Origin of the sequence: Pseudomonas paeninsulae, from assembly GCF_035621475.1 — a bacterium.
GTDB classification, from domain to species: Bacteria; Pseudomonadota; Gammaproteobacteria; order Pseudomonadales; family Pseudomonadaceae; genus Aquipseudomonas; species Aquipseudomonas paeninsulae.
Map to the genome: position 1 here is coordinate 2,764,267 of NZ_CP141799.1, position 21,473 is coordinate 2,785,739.

The 21,473-nt window shown below is 60.3% G+C and carries 26 protein-coding genes; 6 read left to right on the top strand and 20 right to left on the bottom strand.

The window, feature by feature from the left end; all coding sequences use genetic code 11:
* The first annotated feature begins 47 nt into the window (after positions 1–47).
* Together VCJ09_RS12780 and VCJ09_RS12785 are read left to right on the top strand one after the other, a co-directional pair.
* A complete protein-coding gene (locus VCJ09_RS12780; RefSeq protein WP_324730574.1) occupies positions 48–407 on the top strand; it encodes a rhodanese-like domain-containing protein in 360 nt (119 codons plus the stop codon).
* Between the two features lie 2 nt (positions 408–409).
* On the top strand, positions 410–1,234 hold the full coding sequence (locus tag VCJ09_RS12785; protein WP_324734658.1) for a c-type cytochrome: 825 nt from the start codon (positions 410–412) through the stop codon (positions 1,232–1,234).
* A gap of 106 nt (positions 1,235–1,340) precedes the next feature.
* On the opposite strand, the gene VCJ09_RS12790 is transcribed toward VCJ09_RS12785, so the two are convergent.
* The 6 genes from VCJ09_RS12790 to VCJ09_RS12815 all read right to left on the bottom strand — a co-directional run bounded on the left by VCJ09_RS12790 (position 1,341) and on the right by VCJ09_RS12815 (position 4,605).
* On the bottom strand, positions 1,341–1,553 hold the full coding sequence (locus tag VCJ09_RS12790; protein ID WP_324730575.1) for an Ntn hydrolase family protein: 213 nt from the start codon (positions 1,551–1,553) through the stop codon (positions 1,341–1,343).
* Between the two features lie 60 nt (positions 1,554–1,613).
* Complete coding sequence (locus tag VCJ09_RS12795; protein WP_324730576.1) at positions 1,614–1,817, bottom strand: hypothetical protein; 204 nt, start codon at positions 1,815–1,817, stop codon at positions 1,614–1,616.
* 173 nt (positions 1,818–1,990) lie between these two features.
* A complete protein-coding gene (locus tag VCJ09_RS12800; RefSeq protein WP_324730577.1) occupies positions 1,991–2,698 on the bottom strand; it encodes a type 1 glutamine amidotransferase in 708 nt (235 codons plus the stop codon).
* A 123-nt stretch (positions 2,699–2,821) separates the two neighbouring features.
* A complete protein-coding gene (locus VCJ09_RS12805; protein WP_079202128.1) occupies positions 2,822–3,163 on the bottom strand; it encodes a ribonuclease E inhibitor RraB in 342 nt (113 codons plus the stop codon).
* 368 nt (positions 3,164–3,531) lie between these two features.
* Positions 3,532–3,675, bottom strand: a complete 144-nt coding sequence (locus VCJ09_RS12810; RefSeq protein ID WP_324730578.1) for a hypothetical protein — start codon at positions 3,673–3,675, stop codon at positions 3,532–3,534.
* Entirely contained in the window at positions 3,676–4,605 is a 930-nt protein-coding gene (locus VCJ09_RS12815; protein WP_324730579.1) for an alpha/beta hydrolase, read from the bottom strand. It lies immediately after the preceding gene.
* A 341-nt stretch (positions 4,606–4,946) separates the two neighbouring features.
* Here VCJ09_RS12815 and VCJ09_RS12820 point away from each other — a divergent pair, with 341 nt between their 5' ends.
* Together VCJ09_RS12820 and VCJ09_RS12825 are read left to right on the top strand one after the other, a co-directional pair.
* The gene (locus VCJ09_RS12820; RefSeq protein ID WP_324730580.1) at positions 4,947–5,831 is read left to right on the top strand and encodes an SDR family NAD(P)-dependent oxidoreductase; all 885 of its coding nucleotides are present in this window, start codon (positions 4,947–4,949) and stop codon (positions 5,829–5,831) included.
* A 396-nt stretch (positions 5,832–6,227) separates the two neighbouring features.
* Positions 6,228–6,497, top strand: a complete 270-nt coding sequence (locus VCJ09_RS12825; protein ID WP_324730581.1) for a hypothetical protein — start codon at positions 6,228–6,230, stop codon at positions 6,495–6,497.
* A gap of 81 nt (positions 6,498–6,578) precedes the next feature.
* On the opposite strand, the gene trhA is transcribed toward VCJ09_RS12825, so the two are convergent.
* The 6 genes from trhA to VCJ09_RS12855 all read right to left on the bottom strand — a co-directional run bounded on the left by trhA (position 6,579) and on the right by VCJ09_RS12855 (position 12,149).
* Positions 6,579–7,196: a PAQR family membrane homeostasis protein TrhA gene (gene trhA / locus VCJ09_RS12830; protein ID WP_324730582.1), complete on the bottom strand. Its 618-nt coding sequence runs from the start codon at positions 7,194–7,196 to the stop codon at positions 6,579–6,581.
* A 331-nt stretch (positions 7,197–7,527) separates the two neighbouring features.
* Positions 7,528–9,606 carry an LTA synthase family protein gene (locus VCJ09_RS12835; protein ID WP_324730583.1) on the bottom strand — a complete coding sequence of 693 codons (2,079 nt, stop codon included), beginning with the start codon at positions 9,604–9,606 and terminating at the stop codon, positions 7,528–7,530.
* Positions 9,607–9,610: 4 nt separating this feature from the next.
* On the bottom strand, positions 9,611–10,468 hold the full coding sequence (locus tag VCJ09_RS12840; protein ID WP_324730584.1) for a hypothetical protein: 858 nt from the start codon (positions 10,466–10,468) through the stop codon (positions 9,611–9,613).
* A 237-nt stretch (positions 10,469–10,705) separates the two neighbouring features.
* Entirely contained in the window at positions 10,706–11,170 is a 465-nt protein-coding gene (locus VCJ09_RS12845; protein WP_079202134.1) for a bacteriohemerythrin, read from the bottom strand.
* 181 nt (positions 11,171–11,351) lie between these two features.
* Positions 11,352–11,696 carry a cupin domain-containing protein gene (locus tag VCJ09_RS12850; RefSeq protein ID WP_324730585.1) on the bottom strand — a complete coding sequence of 115 codons (345 nt, stop codon included), beginning with the start codon at positions 11,694–11,696 and terminating at the stop codon, positions 11,352–11,354.
* Positions 11,697–11,927: 231 nt separating this feature from the next.
* Positions 11,928–12,149 (bottom strand): DUF3820 family protein, encoded by a 222-nt coding sequence (locus VCJ09_RS12855; RefSeq protein WP_079204930.1) that lies wholly within the window; start codon positions 12,147–12,149, stop codon positions 11,928–11,930.
* Between the two features lie 185 nt (positions 12,150–12,334).
* Between VCJ09_RS12855 and VCJ09_RS12860 the strand changes: the two genes are divergently transcribed.
* On the top strand, positions 12,335–12,706 hold the full coding sequence (locus VCJ09_RS12860; protein WP_079202136.1) for a glutaredoxin family protein: 372 nt from the start codon (positions 12,335–12,337) through the stop codon (positions 12,704–12,706).
* Between the two features lie 353 nt (positions 12,707–13,059).
* Here VCJ09_RS12860 and codA read toward each other — a convergent pair whose 3' ends face one another.
* A complete protein-coding gene (gene codA, locus VCJ09_RS12865; protein WP_324730586.1) occupies positions 13,060–14,316 on the bottom strand; it encodes a cytosine deaminase in 1,257 nt (418 codons plus the stop codon).
* Between the two features lie 477 nt (positions 14,317–14,793).
* Positions 14,794–15,069: a hypothetical protein gene (locus VCJ09_RS12870; protein WP_324730587.1), complete on the bottom strand. Its 276-nt coding sequence runs from the start codon at positions 15,067–15,069 to the stop codon at positions 14,794–14,796.
* Between the two features lie 45 nt (positions 15,070–15,114).
* Here VCJ09_RS12870 and VCJ09_RS12875 point away from each other — a divergent pair, with 45 nt between their 5' ends.
* Positions 15,115–16,143 (top strand): TRAP transporter large permease, encoded by a 1,029-nt coding sequence (locus VCJ09_RS12875; RefSeq protein ID WP_324730588.1) that lies wholly within the window; start codon positions 15,115–15,117, stop codon positions 16,141–16,143.
* Between the two features lie 597 nt (positions 16,144–16,740).
* On the opposite strand, the gene VCJ09_RS12880 is transcribed toward VCJ09_RS12875, so the two are convergent.
* From VCJ09_RS12880 to sufC, 6 genes are read right to left on the bottom strand one after another with little or no spacing between them, the layout of a single operon-like run.
* A complete protein-coding gene (locus tag VCJ09_RS12880; protein ID WP_324730589.1) occupies positions 16,741–17,163 on the bottom strand; it encodes a SufE family protein in 423 nt (140 codons plus the stop codon).
* Between the two features lie 43 nt (positions 17,164–17,206).
* The gene (sufT, locus tag VCJ09_RS12885; RefSeq protein ID WP_324730590.1) at positions 17,207–17,728 is read right to left on the bottom strand and encodes a putative Fe-S cluster assembly protein SufT; all 522 of its coding nucleotides are present in this window, start codon (positions 17,726–17,728) and stop codon (positions 17,207–17,209) included.
* Between the two features lie 15 nt (positions 17,729–17,743).
* The gene (locus VCJ09_RS12890) at positions 17,744–18,100 is read right to left on the bottom strand and encodes a HesB/IscA family protein (protein ID WP_324730591.1); all 357 of its coding nucleotides are present in this window, start codon (positions 18,098–18,100) and stop codon (positions 17,744–17,746) included.
* Between the two features lie 30 nt (positions 18,101–18,130).
* The gene (locus VCJ09_RS12895; protein WP_324730592.1) at positions 18,131–19,375 is read right to left on the bottom strand and encodes an aminotransferase class V-fold PLP-dependent enzyme; all 1,245 of its coding nucleotides are present in this window, start codon (positions 19,373–19,375) and stop codon (positions 18,131–18,133) included.
* Positions 19,368–20,675: a Fe-S cluster assembly protein SufD gene (gene sufD / locus VCJ09_RS12900; RefSeq protein WP_324730593.1), complete on the bottom strand. Its 1,308-nt coding sequence runs from the start codon at positions 20,673–20,675 to the stop codon at positions 19,368–19,370. The genes VCJ09_RS12895 and sufD overlap by 8 nt, the downstream gene beginning before the upstream one ends.
* A 4-nt stretch (positions 20,676–20,679) precedes the next feature.
* The gene (gene sufC, locus VCJ09_RS12905) at positions 20,680–21,429 is read right to left on the bottom strand and encodes a Fe-S cluster assembly ATPase SufC (protein ID WP_079202147.1); all 750 of its coding nucleotides are present in this window, start codon (positions 21,427–21,429) and stop codon (positions 20,680–20,682) included.
* Between the last annotated feature and the right edge of the window lie 44 nt (positions 21,430–21,473).

A 21,473-nucleotide genomic window follows, 5' to 3' on the forward strand; every position in this document is an offset into this window, starting at 1 on the left:
AATTATGCTAAGGCCTCGATGATCGATATTTCCCCGAGGAGTTCTGCATGCGTGTCTTGGCTACCGTTCTGGCACTGTTACTCAGCTTGCCGCTTGCCGCAGATGAAATCTCGCTACAGCGCGCTGTTATTGCACTGCAAACACCTGACGCGGTGCTGATTGATGTACGCACTGCAGAAGAATTCTCCGCCGGCGCCCGGCCAGGAGCCAGCCGTATTGGCCATGAGCAGATCGCTACGCAGATTACCGCCTTGGTCCCCGATAAAAACACGCCCATCGTGCTCTATTGCCGCAGCGGCAGGCGCTCGGCAATCGCTCAGGACAGCCTGGCGCAACTGGGTTATCGCAACGTGATCAACGCTGGCGGCTACGACCAGCTGAAGCAGGCTCTGGCCCAGAAAAATTGAATCTGCGGGTAGTGCTGCTTGCCTTGCTGACCCTGAGTAGCGCCACGCAGAGCGCCGAGTTGCGACTGCAGCTCGGCAGCGCCAGCCGGATCTGGAGCAGCGCCGAATTACTCGCCCACCCTCAGGCCCAGCACATCGAGATTTCCGATGACGTCAGCTACAAGCGCGTCATGAGCTACCGCGCGGTGCCGCTGGCGGCGCTGCTCGACGGCGTGCAACCCGGCGATCATCTACAGGTAGTGGCACTCGATGGTTTTGCCGCAGAACTGCCGGCGGCCGCCGTGCTCAACCAAAGCGGCGCGCAGGCCTGGCTGGCGGTGGAAGATCCGGCTATGCCCTGGCCACCCCTGGCGACCGGCAAACCCAGTGCCGGGCCGTTTTATCTGGTCTGGCAACACCCGGCGGCCAGTCATATCGGCCCGGAGCAGTGGCCGTTTCAGGTCGCACGCATCCGCAAGCTGGCGGCAGTGGCCGAGCGCTTTCCACAATTACTGCCCGCCGCCGATGCTCCTGCGCAGGTGCAGGCCGGCTTCGTGCAGTACCAGAAGCACTGCATGGCCTGTCATCGCCTGAACACTGCCGGTGACTCGCAATTTGGCCCCGACCTGAATGTGCCGCATAACCCGACCGAGTATTTCACGGCTGATTTTCTCCACATCTATATCCGCAACCCGCAGCATGTGCGGCGCTGGCCGCAAGGCCGGATGCCGGGGTTCGCAGAGGCGGTATTGAGCGATGCCGAACTGGCGCAGCTACTCGACTATCTGCGGCATATGGCTGGACGCAAGGTGCCGAAGGGTAACGTGAAGGCTACTGCTCCTGGTTAAATGCACAACAGCCGATGCCGGCGGTGGGCACGACGCCCCCACCCGAGCAAATGAAACACCAGCCCATGCGCCAGGATTACGTTCTGCGCAGCAAATCTGCCAACGGCTACTCCCAGTAATCGCCTGGCGCTTCCGCTAGTTGGCCGAGCCGTGCGCTCAGGCCACCGCATCTCTGCTGACGAATTTCTTCGAAATAGGTATCGCCTTCACGGACGCGCAAACAGCTCGGCACCTCAAAGCTGTCCGCTTGGTAGACCCGCAAATCCAGCGGCATACCGACCGACAGGTTGCTGCGGATGGTCGAGTCGAAGGAAATCAACGCGAAACGCAGCGCCAGCTGCAGAGACGTCTGGTAACTCAGCGCGCGATCGAGGATCGGCTAGCCGTATTTGCTGTTTCCAGTCTGGAAGGACGGGGCGTCCTTGGTAGAGGCGATGAAGCGGCCCTGCGGATAGAGGTTATAGAGGCAGGGGGCATAACCGTGGATCTGTCCACCGAGCAGAAACGAGCAGCCCAGTTCTATACCCTGAGTCAGGGTGGCGCCGCCACCGCGGGCCAACACTTCGCGCAGGGTATCGCCCACCAAGGTCGCAGCGGAAACAGGTTCGATACACCGTGAAAATGTTCGCCGCCCCCTCCAGGCGATGGCGCAGCAGGCTGATCACCGACTGCGAAGTAGCCAGATCGCCGGCGCTTTGCAGGGCGACCAAACGCTCGCCGGGCGTCACGCACTGCCATGCGGCAGTGCCGTGCATCTCAAGCCAACGCCAGCTTCAACCAATGCCGATAGAAACCTTCGGCCACCTGATTGAGGGCGGCTATTTTGCCCGGCAAATCATCAAGCATCTGCGCCTGGCTTTGCTGGCTGGGCTGATGCTCATCGAGCAGATGCAGCCAGTCGCCGAGCCATTGCCGCACTAACGCCTCGGTCATTTCCGGGTGCCCCTGCATAGCGAAAATCTTCTCACCCCAGCTGAACGCCTGATTGTCACACCAGGGGCTACTCAACAACGGCTGGGCGCCCTGCGGTAGGCCGAAGGTGTCACCGTGCCACTGGAAGACCGGAAACTGCTGTGGCACATGGGCCAACCAGGGACTCGCTACGGCCCCGTGCACCTGCTCGAGCAACTGCCAACCGCTCTCGGTGTAAGGCATACGGCTGATTTCGGCGCCCAACGCCTTGGCCAGCAACTGACCACCCAGGCAGTGGCCGATCAGGGGAATATCGCGCCGGATGAAATGCTGCAGCGCCGTTACTTCGGTAGCCAGCCAGGGCAAGGGATCGTTGATGCTCATGGGGCCACCCATGATCGCCACAGCCTTGGGGCGATCCAGGTCAATGCCTTCCAGTTCGCCAAGATCGACCCGTAGCGTATGAAAATCCAGCCGCGCCTCATCCAGCACCTTGGCTAAATGGCCCGGCGGACAATAATCGATGTGGGTCAAAATCAGGATATCGCTCATTAACAGCCTCCGCCGCCAAGTCTGCAGCAAAGCGGATGCTCGGGTCGAGAGGGCAATAGCGAAAGATAAGCGCATCGGCCAGTCAGAAACCGGCCGATGCTCATGGCGGAAGCTAACTGGCTATCAAGGTTGCAGGCCTTTGACCTCCTGCGTCACACCCCAACCGTCCAATTTTCCGCCAAGCGGGGCCACGACCGACTCCAGGTCATGTTCGAAGTCGCCAATGCCGTGGTAGGTCGCATACATCACTTTGCTCACTTGCAGGTGCCAGGCGCCGTCATCACGCTCGGTGACCAAGGCATGCAAGGACTCGCCACGAAAGTTTCTGGTCGCCATGCGTGCCCGCTCCTCATCCGGGAAAATGGCGTAGAACTCGATGGGATGGAAGCTGGTGAAGTCGAAACCACCTTCTTTCATCCGCCGCAAAACTCCGTTACTGACATCATCGTGCAAGGCTGTGCTCATGAAGTGATCTCCTCAGCGATGGAAGGATTAACTGCTTTCCCATTGCAACCGCCATAACCACGACGGTGTTGCGACACCTGTAACCATGCCGCCCGAGATTCAAGCAAGGAGCTGCTTGATGTGTCATAAGCCAGACCTGAAGACAGGGCTGGTCGACGATGCGCCATTCAGAGCGAATAGCGCGAAGCTGTCGATTGCAGAGTAGCGCGAAGCAGAAAGATTTGCAGGACCAAAAGACAACTTGTGACAAAACCGGCGACCGTCAGCAGGTTGTCGGGTTTAGCGGTAATCGGCGCAACATTGCAAGCGCAGCCCGGATTCAGGCTGGTTACGGGCTGTTCGGAGCATCACGCTGCGCTGTGTCATGGCTAGCCAGCCAGGGCGAGGTCTTCGGCCTTGAGCCTGACGCCCAGATATTTGAGGACCGCCACGACGAAACGCTGGCTGCTCAGCATGGGCGTATTGACGTAAGGCGGCATCAATACGCCGCCGGCAATCAGGGCGTTGTTCATTCAGCAGCCCCGTTCCCGCAAGAAGTGTACGACCCGATCGAGGGCGAAATCCGCCGCATTGAGCAGGCCGGCGTGGGCCTGGAACACATGCCACAGCCCCGGGTAACGCTCCAGACGCACGCTCACCCCCGCCGCCTCAGCCTGTTCGGCGAAGCGCAGGCTGTCATTGAGCAACAATTCATCCTCACCTACCTGAATCAACAGCGGCGCCAGGCCGACCAGGTCGGCGAACAGCGGCGACAGTCCCGGATCGTTGCGCGGGATATGCGCCGGACAATACAAACCGATCGCCTGCTCGATCCACTCGGGATGGAGCAACGGGTCACCCGCCGCCGGGCTGTGCAACTGCTGGCAGGTGTAGTCGGTGACCGGCGAAAAGCACACCAATGCCGCCGGCTGTGCCTGCCCCAAATCGCGCAGATGCAGGCTGGTAATCAGACTCAGGTTGCCGCCCGCGGAATCGCCGCCGATGACGATCTGCTCGGCGGTGTACCCGGCCGTCAACAGCGCCTGATAGGCCGCCAGCGCATCGTCACGTGCCGCCGGATACGGAAACTCCGGGGCCAGACTGTAATCCAGGGCACACACCTCGATCTGGCCACGCTTGGCCAGACTGGTGCAAATCGCTCTATGGGTATGCGGCCCGCCGATCAGGTAGGCGCCACCATGCAGATACAGCAACACGCAGCCATTGGCCTGCAGCGGACGATGCCACTCGCAGGGCCGTCCGCCGAGGGTTGCAACGCTGCGTTTGACCCCAGGCTGCGGCGGACTTGCTGCCGTCAGCAGGCTAAGCAGCGCACGCTGCCCGGCAATCGGCATCGGCGGGCGCACCAGGCCACGGAACAAAACCCGCAGCGCGCCACGCAGCAGGCGGCGCAAAACGGCTTGGTCGGCGGCGGGCGCGGTGAACTCAGCGGCTGCATTCATAGGCGTCAACTCCGGGGCGTGGGTCAGGCGACGACAGGTCAAGGTCTAGCCGCCTGTCGGACTTAGCACTGTGCTACTGCGCAAAAGCCGGGCTGCCGGACTTTACCTCGCTGAACGGTCAAGTCCGACAGGCGGCTAGTGGTCTTGTAGCACTTATACACGCCGAAGATGCCGACCTATACAGGCAACAGATTCTGTTGGTAGACAGGCGATCTCCAGGCTAGATATCCATGCTCTCTGACGAGCGACTGCTTACCGACAGCGCCTGAGCGAAAACACTCGTGCGTCGTTTCAAATGGCGCACTTAATTCCAGGAATTCAGGTGGGGTAGAAGACTTTTTATGCAAACTCTTATTGGCAAAACCGCATTCATCACCGGCGCCGCCGAAGGCATCGGTTTTCACATCGCCCGCACGTTTGCGCAGCAGGGCATGAACGTGATGCTGGCGGACATAGACGCCGTAATGCTGGAGCAGGCGCGGCAGACGCTGACAGATGAGGGCCATAGTGTGGCCGCCGTTGTCTGCGATGTGGCGAAACGCGATGCGCTGGAAGCAGCGGCCAAGGCTACCCTGGAATGTTTCGGCAAGGTGCATGTGCTGGTGAACAATGCCGGCGTATCGGTGGCGGGGCCGCAGGATCGGATTTCAGAAAACAACTGGCGCTGGATTATCGATGTAAACCTGATGGGCGTGGTTTACGGCGCACAGGTTTTTGTTCCGCTGATCAAGGAGCACGGTGAAGGTGGCCATGTGATCAATGTGGCGTCGGTGGCTGGAACGCTCGGCATACCCTTTGCCGGTCCTTATTGTGCGACTAAAGCGGCGGTGGTATCGCTCTCGGAGAGTTGGCAAGGGGAGCTCAAATCCGCCGACATTGGCGTTTCAGTGCTCTGCCCGGCGTTTGCCCAGTCCCGTATTTATTGCAGTGAGCGTAACCGTCAGGCGGAATACGGCGGTGTTCCCGGGCTTAATGCAAAGCCGAGTCCCCGCACCCTGGAGGTCGCGGCCAAGGCGAAAGAGGCGGTAACCACGGGTATCGAGACGTTTATCGTGGCCGATCGGTTGCTGGAAGCGGTGTTGAATAACGAACTGTATGTGTTTACCCACCCCCACTACCGGCCGGTGGTGGAAGGCCGCGGCCAGCAATTGAGCCTGGCCTTTGATGCCGCCGATGCCAGTCCTACACTGCAATGTGTGGAACCGGGTGAAATTACTTCACTGTAAATACTGCTAAAGGGGCATCAGAGGATCTCGGTTTACCTGACAAGTGGGGGCTGGCCGAACTATTACGCCAAGTCCTCCGCAGCGCAGGGTGCGACACCCGAGATTGAGTACGCCGCTCTTGCTGATCAGGCCGAGAAAGCGGCCGTTTGATCAACGCCACCTGGCCTTCAGCGCAAGTCTGCTCACGGCAGCAGCGCAAGGCCGCGCAGGCGTGGATGACCGCCGATGACTTGAGGGAATCGGCATGTGCTATACATCGAGAGTAGGAAAAAGCAGCGAGGAACGCGCAGTGCCTATACCCAGCACGGATATCCATGCCGCCCATCAGGCTCTTTGACCGATTCGATTTCAGTCGTGTGGATCTGTCAGAGGCCTTCAACCATAGAGGTCGATCTCATGACTACGATGCAATGCACCCACCGCGACCACATCATTAGCTCTGACGTTGTCGAACACCCAGGCATTCCGACACCCTGGGCTGGCGGCTGCCATATCACCACTCCGGACGGGCGCACCACCAGGCGGCTACCGCTGCCCTTCGACCAGGCCTTTTTCGCCGAGCTGGAAAGTGCCCAGCGTGCATCCATAGCGCACGGCAAATGGTTGGTTGACCAATGCCTGGATCAAGGCGTGGCACTCTTCGACAAACCTGCCGCCACGGCCTGATAACCTTGATCGACGGGTATAGCTGGCGACGCGAACAACCGCGGGCACTCTCGCTGTGCGTGCGTTCATCGACTGGCTGAGTCAAAGGACGTAGAACAGGATCGCGACGAAATGCAGCAAGCTGCCGGCCATGACGAACAGGTGCCAGATACCATGCCAATGACGGAAGCGGCTGTCGTAGGCGAAAAAAATAATCCCGACCGTGTAGAAAACGCCACCCGCCGCCAACCAGGCGAAGCCCGCAGTGCCCAGGGTGGCGAGTAGCGGCTGGACCGCCACCAGGACGATCCAGCCCATCACTGCATAGATCACGATCGACAACACCCGTGCCTCAGAGCGTGGTTTGATCTCCTGCAGCATGCCAACCAGCGCCAGCAGCCAGACCACCGCGAACAGCGACCAGCCCCAGGGGCCGCGCAAGGTCACCAGGCAGAACGGCGTGTAGCTACCGGCAATCAGCAGGTAGATCGACAAATGATCGATCTTGCGCATGATCACCTTCGCCCGCCCCTGCACGCTGTGATAGATGGTCGAAACGCTGTAGAGCAGCAGCAAGGTGACGCCGTAGATGGCCACACTGACGATCTTCATCGGCTCGCCATCCAGGCTCGCCAGCACCAGCAGCCAGAGCGCCCCGATGCACGCCAGCACGGCGCCGACCAGGTGGGTCCAGGCGTTGAATTTTTCCCCGTGATACATGTGTCAGCAACCTCGGTCTAGCCCGCAGGCACCAGCGCCCTAGGCTTTTCGCGCAACGCGCTGGTCACTGTAAACGATGCTCTGCAAAAGCATGGCACGCGCGCTTACCGATCAAGTAGCGGAGTCAGCGATTGCCCACGCTGCCAGACAGCTTACATGGGCACTCCGCCAGTTTTAGCATCGCTCTAGGTCGGGTCGGGGATCGGGGCACTGACTGCTTTTGTGGGAGGGCCGAGGCGGCGCGATGCTCTTGCCATCGGAAGGTTTTCGACGCGACAAAACAGCCGAAAAACAGCAGCTAATCCAGTGTTTTGCAGTATTAACAGTCGCCTCACTGCCGCTCCGGCAGCCCATCCTCCACCCCCGCACTGTTATCCAGCAAGCTCTTGGTGGCCGTCTGCAGGAAAGCCTCGAGATTCTGCTGCAGTTCGGGATCGAGATCGCTGCGTACCCGCTCGGCGCTCGGCTCGGCCCCCAGGCGATAATCATACAGCCGCGGCTCGAAGCCCTTGGGCTGAATCAGAATGCGCTTCGAGGTCACTAGGGCCACGGTCTGATCGCCGCCCGAGGGCTTGATCACGCCGATGCCCAGATCACCTTGGGGCAGATTGAGTAGGTCGCGCCCCCAGCACTGATGACGCACCTCGCCGCCCAGGCGGCCCATGATGGTCGGCACGATGTCGACTTGGGTGCCGACCGTATGGCTGACGGCGCCGAATTTATCCTGGATGCCCGGGCCGATCAGCAACAGCGGCACGTTGAAGCGAAACAGATCCATCTCGGTCAGTTGCTCGGTGCTGCCAAAACCATGATCGCCGACCACCACGAACAGGGTGTCCTTGAAATACGGCGCCTTGCGCGCCTTGTCGAAGAACTGACCGAGCGCCCAGTCGGCATAGCGCATGGCGGTGAGGTGTTCATCGGCCGAGCCGTGACCGGTCACCGGCTCGACCGGCAGGTTCTCCGGCAGCGCATAGGGGGTGTGGTTGGACAGGGTTTGCAGCAAGGCATAGAACGGTTTGCTGCCGAAGTTGTTGGCCAACTCGCTGGCACCGCGGTCGAACATGTCCTGGTCGGACACACCCCAGGTCGGGTCCATGAATACCGGATCGACGAAGTCCTCACGGCCGATGAAATTGCTCATGCCCTGGTTGCTGAAGAAACCCGACTGGTTGTCCCATTGGAAGTTGCCGTTGTAGACGTACAGGTTGTCATAACCACGAGCGCCGAGCAGTTGCGGCAGGCCGGAGAACTTGTTCGCGCCTTCGGGGGTGCGCATCAGGTACTCGAAACTCGGCAGGTTGGGGAAGCAGGCCATGCTGGCAAACATGCCCTGGTGGGTATGGGTGCCGTTGGAGAAGAAGCGATCGAACAACAGGCCCTCTTGCGCCAGTTTGTCGAAGTGCGGCGTGATATTACCCGGATAGCCCATGGCGCCGACAAAGTGGCCGGCAAAGCTTTCCATCAAAATCACCACCACATTGCGAATCGGCAAGGTGGCGTCGGCGGGCGGCGTGAAGTCACGGCGGATCGCCGCAGTGTCGGCATCGACCAGCTGATCGTAGGGAGTCAGTAGCAGTTCGCGCACGGTTTCCTGAGCCTGCTGGTCGGTCATGGTCGACTGCCAGGCGTTTTCACGGTGCGAGGAAAAACTGGCTTGGGCAGCCGAGATCAGGGTCAAGGTGCCATTCAGGCCGAGCTGATTGGCGAACATCGACTCGGTGGTATAGGCATCGCCCCAGCGCAGCGGCGGACCCGAGCTGATGTGGCCACGGGCCGCAATCACGGCCACCAGCAGGCAGACGCCGAAGGTAGCGATACGCCAATACCAGGCCGGCGCACTCGTTGCGGATGACGCCTTGGCCGCTGGCCGGCTGAGCAGGTCCAGGCGCTTGAACAGTTTGCTCAGCAACCAGGTCGCCACGGCCCAGGCCAGCAGATAGCGGCCGACCGGGAAGCCGTTCCAGAGCATGCTCAAGACAGTCTTGGGATCTTCCTGAAAGTACTGGAACACCAGGCTGTTGAGGCGTTGATGAAACTCGCGGTAGAAGTCCAGTTCGGACAGACCGAGAAACAGGGTGATGCTGGCGAATGCCGTCAACCAGAGGCGATGCAAGCCTCGGGCAGCCATGGCGCGCACGCTGAGCAACGACAGCAGCAACGGGATGCAGGCATAGACCACCACCCGCAGGTCGAAACGCAGGCCATTGAGGAAGGCCTCGGCAAAGCTAGCCGCCGGAGTGATGCCGATCAGCTCGCGGTTGTAGACCAGCAAGGCCACCCGCAGCAAGGCATAGATCAGCAGCAGCGCCATCGCACTCAAGAGGGTGAAGGCCAGGTGACTTTTCAGGGTCGGACGCGCGAGATGAGATGCAGACGCTGGATGATTGAGGGCCGGAGTGGAGGCCATAGGTTCAGATTCCGTGGGATCGACGCTTGAGTTCGAGAATACGCTTGCGGCCTTGCTCGGCCAGCAAGTAGCGACCGGGAGCCACGGCGATGATGGTTTGTGCGGAGCGCAAATGTTGCAAGACTACCTGCAACTCTCCAGAAGAATCGAGCAGCAGCAAGCGAGCCATATGGGTACTGTCTTCAGTGATCCACAGGCCGTCGGCGGTGCACAGTAAAAAACCCGGCTGATTGAGGCCGGCCTGCACCAGAACGTCTTCACCCGAGGCTTGCCACTGCTTGATCCAGCCCTTTTTCTTCTCGCTATAGAACAGCCGCCCATCGGCACAGACCGTGACCGCTTCGCCCTCATCCAGCCCCTCACGCAAGGTGACGACCTCATCGTTAACTGGGTCGTAACGCAACAGCCGACCACGTTGCTTGTCCTGGATGACATACAGGTAATGGCCGTCGCTGGCGATGCCTTCGACACTATCGCTGGAGAACAGCGGCTCGGTCGTGTCGCCCTGCAACAGCAACAGCGGTAGTTTGTCCGCCTCCTGACTGACCGCCACCCCATTGCCAAATGCAGCCAATCCGTCTGGTTTGGACAAGCCATGCAAGACCGTCTTTAGGCTACCGTCACGGTTTTGCCTGAGGATCGTGCCCTTGCCGTCGGAAAACTCCTGACTGATATAAAGCCTGCCCCGAGCATCGAGAGCTAAGGCACTGACGCGGTCAATATCCGCTTTAAAAACCTGATATTGCCAATCAGAGGAAGCAGTTACCGGGTAGAAATGCCGCCAGGCGGGGTAAGCCAAGCCAGGCACAACCAGTACCAGGCAGCACAGCAGCCACCGCCTGTAGCGCAAAAATAATTGCATCGACACCACTCCACAGCCAACCCAGAGAAAACGCCGGAAAGTCTGCCAAGTTCGATGTGAAAATTTTGTCGCGAAGGCTTTAGCGCGCAGTCTTCTGGCTGCGGGTGCCGCGCTTATGGGTTGCTGCAGCCGAGGATGTCAGCCTGTGCGTGCGCGGAGGTGCTCAAGTGATAGTCAGCGCTGCCACTGTGGTCTTGCTCCGGGACACCCCGCCAACCGGCCGGGGCGGCCAGTCCCTCAGTTGAAGAACTTCTTCATCGAGCGCGAGAACCAGCCGTCGACCTGTTGATTGCTGACCAAACTATTCATGTTGTCCTTGACCGCCTGCACATAGCCGGCGTCGTCGCTACGGATATGGTTGAACAACCAGCGCGAGAGCAAACCGAGTAACTCATCGGTGATGTCCTCGCCGGCCTGGAAGCGCAGGTTGAAGTCCTTGACCCGACCGATGAAGATTTCATGGACTCGCTTGTGCGGGCGCGTGAACGCGTAGCCGGCCTCCTCCAACAGCGACTCCTCGAAGGCGAAATGTGACAGGGTGTAATCCACCAAGCCATTCAACACATCCCCCACCTCGCCGCCACTGCCCCCGCTAACCTTCGCCTGGTGCAGGGAATTGATCATATCGACGATGCGCTTGTGCTGGTCATCAATGACTTGAATGCCTGTATTCAGATCGTCTTGCCAAGCCAGATAACTCATTCCCCTCAGCCCCTAATGTGCGTTCGACTGCATTGCGAACGCTACGCCAAGGCTACTCAACAGCTCTGGAATGGGGGCTGACGCAGATCAGTGAATAGTTGCTTAGGGGCCTATCGACGGAACGGGCAGAGCTAATGGCGCTAGTACAGTTGTCGGCTGAACGGAGGTCATTCGCGGATTTTCAGCTGTCGATGGATGCATGAGCCGGGCGAAAGAGCGTGACCAGCATGATCGAGTCGGTCTTGGCCCGCAGGGCATGTTCGGCCTCTTCGGCCAGGTACATCAGATCGTTGTCACGCATTTCATGCCATGTGCCCTGGGCCTGCACGTCGACGCAGCCCTGCAGGCAATGCAGGGTCAGAGGGCCGGCTACGGCGTGCCCGGGGATGACCTTGCCGGCCTGCAACACCAGGCGCATGACCTCGATGCGCGGGGCGCTGACAATTGCCTGGGAGATGAAATCAGGCGACTTTGCGGCAGACAGCAGATTGACCACTTCTCCCGATGCTGCGTGCTTCAAGGCCATGATCGGCTATCACCCATGGAGGATGAACCCTCAAGGTAGTCGAGTGCGCCGGAGGCTGTCCAATCATGGCGCGGCGTCTGCGGCTAGCGGCCTGTGCGGTTAACGTTCGGATGCATGAGGTTCTGAGACAAGTCGCGACGACGAGTCATCGCCCGCTATGGCGATGAGCCGCAACGCAGTATCTGGGTTTCATGCGCCGAAGTTGACTAATCGAACCGACCAAACAGGCCATTAACTGCGCGGTTTGCTGCGCAATGGATCGAGTAACGATGACAGGCCGTTATGATCGATTTCCTGCATCAACTCCAGCAGGCGGCCAACTTCTCCCTTGGGGAAGCCCTCGCGGGCGAACCAGTTGAGGTAGCGGCCTGGCAGGTCGGCGATCAAGCGACCTTTATATTTGCCAAAAGGCATTTCGCGGGTCACCAGCAGTTGCAGGTCTTCGGGTTTCATTGGGCGCTCGGGTTCATGGGTGATCATGGACAACGTGGCTCGGCCATGCGGATCATGTGCGCAATTATGCCTAACCACGGCCCTAGTCGGCGCAAAAGCCCCGGCAGGCGACCAACGCACAGGCCGGCGCCGGCAAACTCGGGTAAGCTTTGCCCCCGCCATTTGCTACCCAGGGTTGTCACGCAATGCTCATCAAGGCACTCAGAATCGGTCTCGGCCAGTTGATCGTGTTTCTCGACTTCATCACCCGCCCGCGCAAGCTCAAACGTGCGCCTGCCGCGCAGGCGGCAGTCGAGCAGGCCGCCGCAGGCCTGGCGCTGTACCAGTTTCATGCCTGCCCATTCTGTGTAAAAACCCGTCGTACCCTGCACAAACTCAACGTGCCGATCACCCTGCGCGACGCTAAGAACGACGACCAGCATCGGCAAACCCTGCTGGAGCAAGGTGGCAAGATCAAGGTGCCGTGCCTGCGCATCGAGGACAACGGCCAGAGCACTTGGCTGTATGAGTCCAAGGCGATCATTGCCTATCTGAACGAGCGCTTCGCGGCGGCCTGAGGCCTGAAATCACCGTGCAAGTCGCTATGTAGCCGAATATGCCTTAGCGCAATCCGGGAGCTATGTGTCAGTCCAGGAATTCCCCGGATTTCATCCGGGCTACACATACTGAGATCGGTGGCTTTTGTAGGATACGGTTGAGCACAGCGAAACCCATCGGCGATCCGTAAATCAACGCGCAGCACGACCATACTCACCCGCAACCATTGCTGCCCCGCCCCTGATGCAGCTGGCATTCACGGCGATGGGTATCGCTGCGCTCAACGCCATCCTACCGACAGCTACGTAGCCCACATAAGCGTTGGCGCAGTTCGGGGGCGAATGTTTAGCCGCGGCAATCCCCTGCCATGCAGCTATCGCCCTACCCCGGGCTCGGTGACGCGCACCACCTGCGCCGGTGTGCGGCGCATCAGCACCTGGCCGGCGCGAATCGACACCAGGGCATGGCCCTGGCTGCGCAGCATCTGGTAGTCGCTGGCCGCGGACAGGATCAACAGGTTGGCCGGGCGCCCCACTGCTATGCCGTAGCCCTCGCCCAGGTTGAGGGTTTTCGCACTGTTGTCGGTGACCAGATCCAGCGCCCGCTGCAGATCCTCGAAACCGAGCATGTGGCAGATGTGCAGGCCGGCCTCGAGGATGCGCAAGATATTGCCGTTGCCCAGCGGATACCAGGGGTCGACGATGGAGTCCTGGCCGAAGCAGACATTCATCCCGGCGCGGTCGAGTTCGGCGACGCGGGTCAGCCCGCGGCGCTTGGGATATACGTCGAAACGGCCCTGCAGATGGATGCTCTCGGTCGGGCAGGAGACGAAGTTGATCTGTGACTGTTTGAGCAGACGGAACAGCTTGGAGCAGTAGGCGTTGTCATAGGAGCCCATGGCGGTGGTATGGCTGGCCGTGACCCGCGCGCCCATGCCGCGCACGCGCGCCTCTTCGGCCAGCACCTCGAGAAAGCGCGAGTGCGGATCGTCGGTCTCGTCGCAGTGCACATCCACCAGGCAGCCGCTGCGCTCGGCCAGGTCCATGAGGAACTTGATCGAGCTGACGCCCTGCTCGCGGGTGTTCTCGAAATGCGGAATACCGCCAACCACGTCGACGCCAAGCGCTACCGCCTGTTCCATCAGCGCGCGGCCATTGGCGTAAGACTCGATGCCCTCCTGGGGAAAGGCAACGAGCTGCAGGTCGATCAGGTGGCGGGTTTCCTCGCGCACCTCGAGCAACGCCTTGAGCGCGGCCAGGGTCGGATCGGTGACGTCAACATGGCTGCGCACGTGCTGGATACCATGGTCGACCAGCATGTCGATGGCCTTGCGCGCCCGCTGCTTGCTGTCCTCGTGGGTGACCAGGGCCTTGCGTTCGGCCCAGCGCTCGATGCCTTCGAGCAGCGTGCCACTGAGGTTCCAGCTCGGCTCGCCGGCGGTGAGAGCCGCATCGAGGTGGATATGCGGCTCGACGAAGGGTGGCGCCACCAGATTGCCGGCGGCGTCCAGCTCGTCTGCCGCGGCGACCAGTTCCTGCGCCTGCGCGGCTATGGCGGCGATGCGCGTTTGCGCCAGCTCGATGCGAAACAGGCCGCTGCGGCCACGCAGACGGGCATTGACGATATTCATGGGTTACTCCAGATGTGGGCACAGATCCAGGCGTAGATTAACAGGCCCTCGGCGGCGCAGGCCGAGGAACGCCGCCCAACAAGCTCACGTCATTTTGTAGCGTAGGGCGTACTCGCGAAGCAGTACGCCGTTACAGCCAATGCCGCTACGCTCGTGGGCGACCGACACCCTGCTCCGCCCTACAAATTCGTACTTTCGAAAACAGCCGAATTGTTGCCGAAATCAGGAAATATTTTTCAGAGTGCCCTTAGTCATACCCACCGGAATGCGATTTTTCTTGGCGAATGCGTCGACGAATTCGAACGTGATTTTGAGGGGGCCTGCGACAAGCATCTGATTCAGGCCACTGGTTTTCACTACTGGATCAATCGCCGCTTAGGGGTAGACGTGCGGCGATCAGAGGTTGTGAAAATATCAAGCACCGTCGCGAGGCCGCCTCCAGGCGGTCGCAGTAGGCGGGCATCTGTTCGCAAGTTCTCAGGGCACGCTGCTGAGCACCGCCCTACTGCTGTCCAGAGCGCCGTCGCCCTCCATGACCAGCAAGGTTGCCGGCATTACTTCGCGCTTCGACAACGAACTGACCACCTCGCGTAACGGGCCGATGGCGCTGCCGTTGGCCGCCCCGGCGGCGTTGGTCTTGAAACTCGCTACCGGCTGGTTCTGGCCAGCGAGGTAGAGACTGTAGACAGTCTCTGGCTTGAGCTTGAACAACGCTACATCCAGTGAATCGACCAGCCCCAGGTTGCGCGCCACCACAAAACCGCCGCCCTCCCCCTGCTTGGCCTTGAGCGCGACGTTATGCGGCTCGCCATTTCCGGCTACGGCCCGGCCACCACCGCCGCGGTCGGCATGCTGATGATCCCGGCCATGGTCAAGCGTGGTTACGGTAAGGGTTACGCCTCGGCGGTCACCGCCTCCTCCGGCGGCCTGGGCATCATCATTCCGCCGTCGATTCCGATGGTGATCTTCGGCATCTCGGCCATGGGCATGCTGCCGTCCTCCGATGCGATAGAGAAGTACGGCGAATTCGGTTCGGTATCGATTCCCAAGCTGTTCATCGCCGGGGTCGTGCCTGGGCTGATGCTGGCCGGCGGGCTGTTGGTGATGAACTACTTCCGCTGCAAAAAACTTGGCTACACCGGCAGTGGCGAAGGCTGGTCCGCGGCGAATATTCGCAAGGCCTTGCGTGATGGGTTCTGGTCGATCCTCGCCCCCTTCGTGATTCTCGGCGGTATCTACACCGGCCTGTTCACCCCGACCGAGTCGGCCATCGTGGCGATTTTCTATACCCTGTTCGTCGGCCTGTTCATCCATAAGGAACTGCACATCAAGGAGCTGTTCAAGTCGCTGGAGACCACCACCTGGATCACCGGGCGGGTGCTGGTGATTCTATTCACCGCCACGGTGTTCGGCCGCCTGCTGGTGGAGAACCAGATTCCGGCCATCGTCGCCGACTCGATGCTCAGCCTGACCGACAATCTTTACCTGATCTGGATATTGATCATCGGCTTCCTGCTGTTCGTCGGCATGTTCATGGAAACCCTGGCGGCGATCATGATCCTCACCCCGGTGATTCTGCCGATCGCCTACAGCCTGGGCATCGACCCGGTGCACTTCGGCATCGTGCTGATCTGCTGCCTGAGCATCGGCTTCATGACCCCGCCGATGGGCGAGAACCTGTTCATCGCCTCCGGTATTTCCGGCACGGCGATCGAGGAAATCTCGCACAAGGCGCTGCCCTTCGTGGCGATCCTGACCATCGCAACCCTGATCATCGCCTACGTGCCGGCGATCAGCCTGACCCTGCCCGCGCTCTTGGGGTATTGACGACCCTCACCTGACTTTGTCCTTGACCGGGATCGCCAGCGCGATAAATGCTGGAGATCCCTACGGGGCACGGAAAACATCTGAGGCTCCAGGCGCCCCTCACCGCACTTCAGCGTTATGGTTAAATCAGGTCGAGCGCTGGTTCTCCACGCCGATCAACCAATACATCCGCCGTGACACTAACCGCTCGACGCGCCAGCTTGAACAAGCCATTCGCAAATTACTGGACTGAACAACGCCACTCCCAAGCCGCTCGCGTGGTCTAAGCCTGCGATGACCAGAATAATTGATTGAATCGGCCCAGGCTGTATGAAAATGTTTTAGAGCGCGTTTGTTTGAGAAGGCAACAAAAACCCGCCAGAGCGGGTATCTTCAAAACCATTTCGACATCCTCTCAACAACCTCCCAGGCGATGCTCGATCACCCGTGATTTGAGTGCGCCCTGCGCTTCAGTCAGGTGACGCAGGTGGTGGAAGCCTTCGGCCTGACTAGGCCGATCAGTTAGCCGCGCGGCTGCTGGACTGGACCGTGGCCCACGGCCACGCCAGCTTAGGCCGGCGCTGAGTTTTTTAACCGAGCGCCAGCCTCGGCGCGTGGCTAGAGGGCCGCGGCGGCAGTCGCCTGAATGCGTTGGACCATGGCCCGCAGGCCGTTGCCGCGGGTGACGCTCAGGTGTTTGATCAGATTCAATTGCTCAAAATACTGCTCGATATCGAAATCGCGGATCTCGGCCGGGCGTTTGCCGTTATAGGCGGCCAATACCACGGCCAGCAGGCCCTTGACGATAAAGGCATCGCTGTCCGCGTCGAAGAACAAGCGGTCGTCGCGCTGCTGGCTGACCAACCAGACCTGGCTCTGGCAACCGCGCACCAGATGCTCATCGGTGCGCTGGGCGTCATCCAGCGGCGGCAGTTCGCGGCCCAGGTCGATGATGTATTTGTAGCGTTCTTCCCAGTCATCGAAAAAAGACAGCGTCTCGATGATGTCGTCGCTGCTGATCTGGGTGCCGAATTGACTCATGCCCTTAGCCCTCGCAAACCGTACTCGTTCAACCTTGGTCCCTTCAAAAGAACATCCCGGTTTCGAGCTGCGCTTCTTCGCTCATCATTTCACGGCTCCAGGCGGGATCGAAGACCAGGTCGACCTTGACCGTTGCCACGTTGGGTACCAGGCGCAGCCGATACTCCACGTCCCCCACCAGCACCGGGCCCATGCCACAGCTTGGCGCAGTCAGGGTCATGCGGATATCCACACGCTTGGCGTGCTGATCGATTTCAACCGCATAGATCAGCCCGAGATTGACCAGGTCCACCGGGATTTCCGGGTCGAACACCGTGCGCAACGCCTCCCACACCTGGGATTCGTGGATCAGCTCATCGGTCGGCGCGGGGAAGCTCAGCAGCTCCGGTTCCAGGCCGATATTGGCCGCATCGGTGCCATCGACCCGCACCATCTGACCGTTATAGGTCACGGTGTAATTACCCCCCAGGGACTGGGTGATAGTTACAAAGGTATCTTTGGGGATGGTTAGCGGTGTGCCATCGGGGACCCGGCGCGCGGGGCAATCGGCCTGCGCAACTACCATACGTCGTTCCATTTTTTAACTCACACTGAAGCTTTCGCCGCAACCACATTGGTCTTTGACGTTGGGGTTGATGAACCTGATCTGGTGGTTGATGCCTTCCTTGACCAGGTCGATTTGCGTGCCGGACAGCACCGGCAAGCTCTCGCGTTCGATGAACAATTCGATCTGCTCATCCAGGCGGTAATGCAGGTCATTCTCGCCGGCCCGCTCGACCATATCGAGCACATACATAAAACCGGTGCAGCCGCTTTTCTTGACGCTAACGCGCACCGCCTTGCCCGCCTGGCTACCCAGCTGACGGCGCAGATATTCCAGAGCGGCCGGGGTGACGGTGACCACCTGCTGGCTCGGATCGAAGGATTCAACGCTCATGCCATGACTCCTAAAAAACTGTGTGACTCTTTATAGAAACTCTCTGACCTTGGCCAGCGCCTCGAACAGCCGATCAACCTCGGCAAAGGTGTTGTAGATGCTGAAACTGGCGCGCACGGTGCCGGGAATGCCGAACTGATCCATGATCGGTTGCGCGCAGTGGTTGCCGGAACGCACGGCTACGCCCTGCTGATCCAGCAACATGCCCACGTCATGCGGATGGGCGCCGTCCAGCAAAAAGCTCAGTACCGCGGTCTTGTGCGCCGCCGTGCCGACCAGGCGCATCCCCGGAGTGGCTTTGGCGCGTGCTTCGGCATAGGTCAGCAAGGCCTGTTCGTGCGCCGCCGCGGCCACGCGGTCAAGGCGCTGCAGGTAATCCACCGCCGCACCGAAACCAATCACCCCGGCAATGTCCGGCGTGCCGGCTTCAAACTTGTAAGGCAGCTGGTTGTAGGTGGTGCCGGCAAAACTCACCGATTCGATCATCTCGCCGCCGCCCTGGTAGGGCGGCATGCTTTCCAGTAGTTCGGCCTTGCCATACAACACGCCCAGCCCGGTGGGGCCAAACAGCTTGTGGGCGGAAAACACGTAAAAATCGCAGTCCAGCGCCTGCACATCCACCGACCAGTGGCTCATGGCCTGGGCGCCGTCGATCAGGCACAAGGCGCCGACGGCATGGGCCATGCGCACGATCTCGTCGACCGGATTGATGCTGCCCAGGGCGTTGGACACCTGCGCGCAGGCGACCATGCGTACGCGCTCGTCGAGCATGTCGGCAAAGGCGGCCATGTTCAGCGTGCCGCTGGCGTCTACCGGAATCGCCTCGACCGTGGCGCCCATTTCGGCGGCAATCATCTGCCAGGGCACGATATTGGAGTGATGCTCCATGGCCGAGACCAGAATTCGATCACCCGCTTTCAGCTGACTGCGGCCCCAGCAGGCGGCCACCAGATTGATGCCTTCGGTGGTGCCGCGGGTCCAGATGATCTGCCGGTTGTGTGGCGCATTAATCAAGCCGGCAACCTTGCCGCGCGCTGCCTCGAATTTCTCGGTGGCGCGCTCGGCCAGGGCATGGGCACCGCGGTGCACATTGCTGTTGTCCTGGCGGTAGTAATCGACAATGGCCTGAATCACCGCCTCGGGCTTTTGCGTGGTGGCGGCGTTGTCCAGGTACACCAGCGGATGGCCATTGACCTGTTGGTGCAGAATCGGAAAATCCTGGCGAATGTGTTCGACATCAAAGGCCGGGTGCGAGTGAAGTGCGTGCTCAGTCATCGTCCAGTTGCTCCAGGTGGGCTGTTTCACGGCCGAGCAGAGCGGCGATACGCGGGCGCAGATAGGCCTGCACCGCCGGTTCCGGCACCTGATTGAGCAGCTCGTTGATAAACCCGAAACTGAGCATGCTCATGGCCTCGGCATGGGACAGCCCGCGGCTCTGCAGGTAAAACAGCGAGGTCTGATCGAGCTGGGTAATGGTTGCACCATGAGCGCAGCGCACATCGTCGGCGTAGATTTCCAGCTCGGGCTTGGTGTAGACCTCGGCGTTGCGCGAGGTCAGCAGGTTTTTGTTGCTGAGCTCGGCCAGGGTCTTCTGGGCCTGGGGATGAATATGAATGCGCCCGTTGAACACCGCCTTGGCCGAGTCGCCAATAATGCCGCGGAAAATCTCATTGGTGCTGCAGTGCGGCACGCAGTGCTCGACATTGGTGTGGTAATCGATCAGCTGTTTGTTGCGCGGCAGGTACACGCCATGCAGCTCCAGGTGTGCGCCCGGGCCGCGGTGATTGACCTGGTAGTCGATGCGCTTCAGGCGGCTGCCCTGGGCCAGGGTGAAACCGTAAAAGCGCGCGTCGCGCTGCAGGTCCACATGCACGCCGCCCACATGCAGCAGGTCTTCCTGCTCCAGGTTGATGCGGTAATGCTGCAGCTGGGCATTGGCGCCTACCACGGCCTCGGTCAGGCAATTGACGAAGCCGTTCTGCGTGGCTGCGCTGGAGACGTAGTGCTCGATCAACTCAGCCTGGCTGCCCTCTTCCAGCACCAGCAACACGCGCTGATTGCTCACTGCTGGTTGCGCCTCGGGGGTCGAGACATTGAGGATATACACCGGTTTGTCGAACGTCTGACCCTTGCCCACCTGCACCAGAATACCGTCGGCCAGCCAGGCGTTGCTTAGCGCGGCAAACAGGTGTCGCTGAACATCGACCACCTGGCCCAGGTGCTGTTTGATCAGCTGTTGCTGCGCCGTGTCGGCATCGGCAAAGCGCACCACCCCTTGCGGCAATGGGCTGGAATGCTCAGCGGCAAACTGGCCGTTGATAAACACCAGGCGGGTAGCGTCCAGCGGCATGGCATCGACGCTGGCCTGCCAGTCGCCAGCGCCCGCCGAGGCCCAGCGAACCGGACCGCTGGTTTGCAGGGGGGCCAGCGTGGTGTGCTGCCATAATTCGGTTTTTCGCCCCGGCCAGGTGGCTGCCGACCAGTCTGCTGCGCCCTGTTGACGCAAGGTGGCAAGCCAGGCCGGATTGTTCTGTGCGGCGGCCAGGGTGATGGCGTTTTTTTGAAAGTCAGTCATGGTTTCAGGCGACCCCGTTTTCCAACCAGCTGTAGCCTTTGGCTTCCAACTCGAGGGCCAGGCTCTTGTCGCCGGATTTGACGATGCGGCCATCGGCCAGCACATGCACGTAATCCGGCACTATGTAGTCCAGCAGGCGCTGGTAGTGGGTTACCACGATAAAGCTGCGCTTGCCGTCACGCATGCTGTTGACGCCTTCGGCCACCAGTTGCAGGGCGTCGATATCCAGCCCGGAGTCGGTTTCATCGAGGATGCACAGATCAGGCTCAAGCAGCATCATCTGCATGATCTCGTTGCGCTTCTTCTCGCCGCCGGAAAAACCTTCGTTAACCCCGCGTTTTAAAAAGCTCGCATCCAGATCCACACGCTTACTGGTGGCCCGGGCCAGTTTCATAAACTCGACCGCCGACAGCGGCGGCTGACCGGTGTGCTTGCGCTTGGCATCCACCGACACCTTGAGAAATTCCATATTGCTCACGCCGGGAATTTCCACCGGGTACTGGAAGGCCAGAAACAAACCTTCACGGGCCCGTTCTTCGGTGCTCATGGCCAGCAAGTCACGGCCCTTGAAGGTGATGACGCCGGCGGTGGCTTCATAGCCCGGGCGGCCCGAGAGGACATTGCCCAGGGTGCTTTTGCCGGAACCATTGGGGCCCATGATGGCGTGTACTTCGCCGGGTTTGATCTCGATAGCAAGACCTTTGAGAATTTCAAGGCCTTCAACTTTTGCGCATAAGTCTTTGACTGATAACATATTTAATGCCTGATATCTGTATAAATTGGGGGCATTCAAGGTCG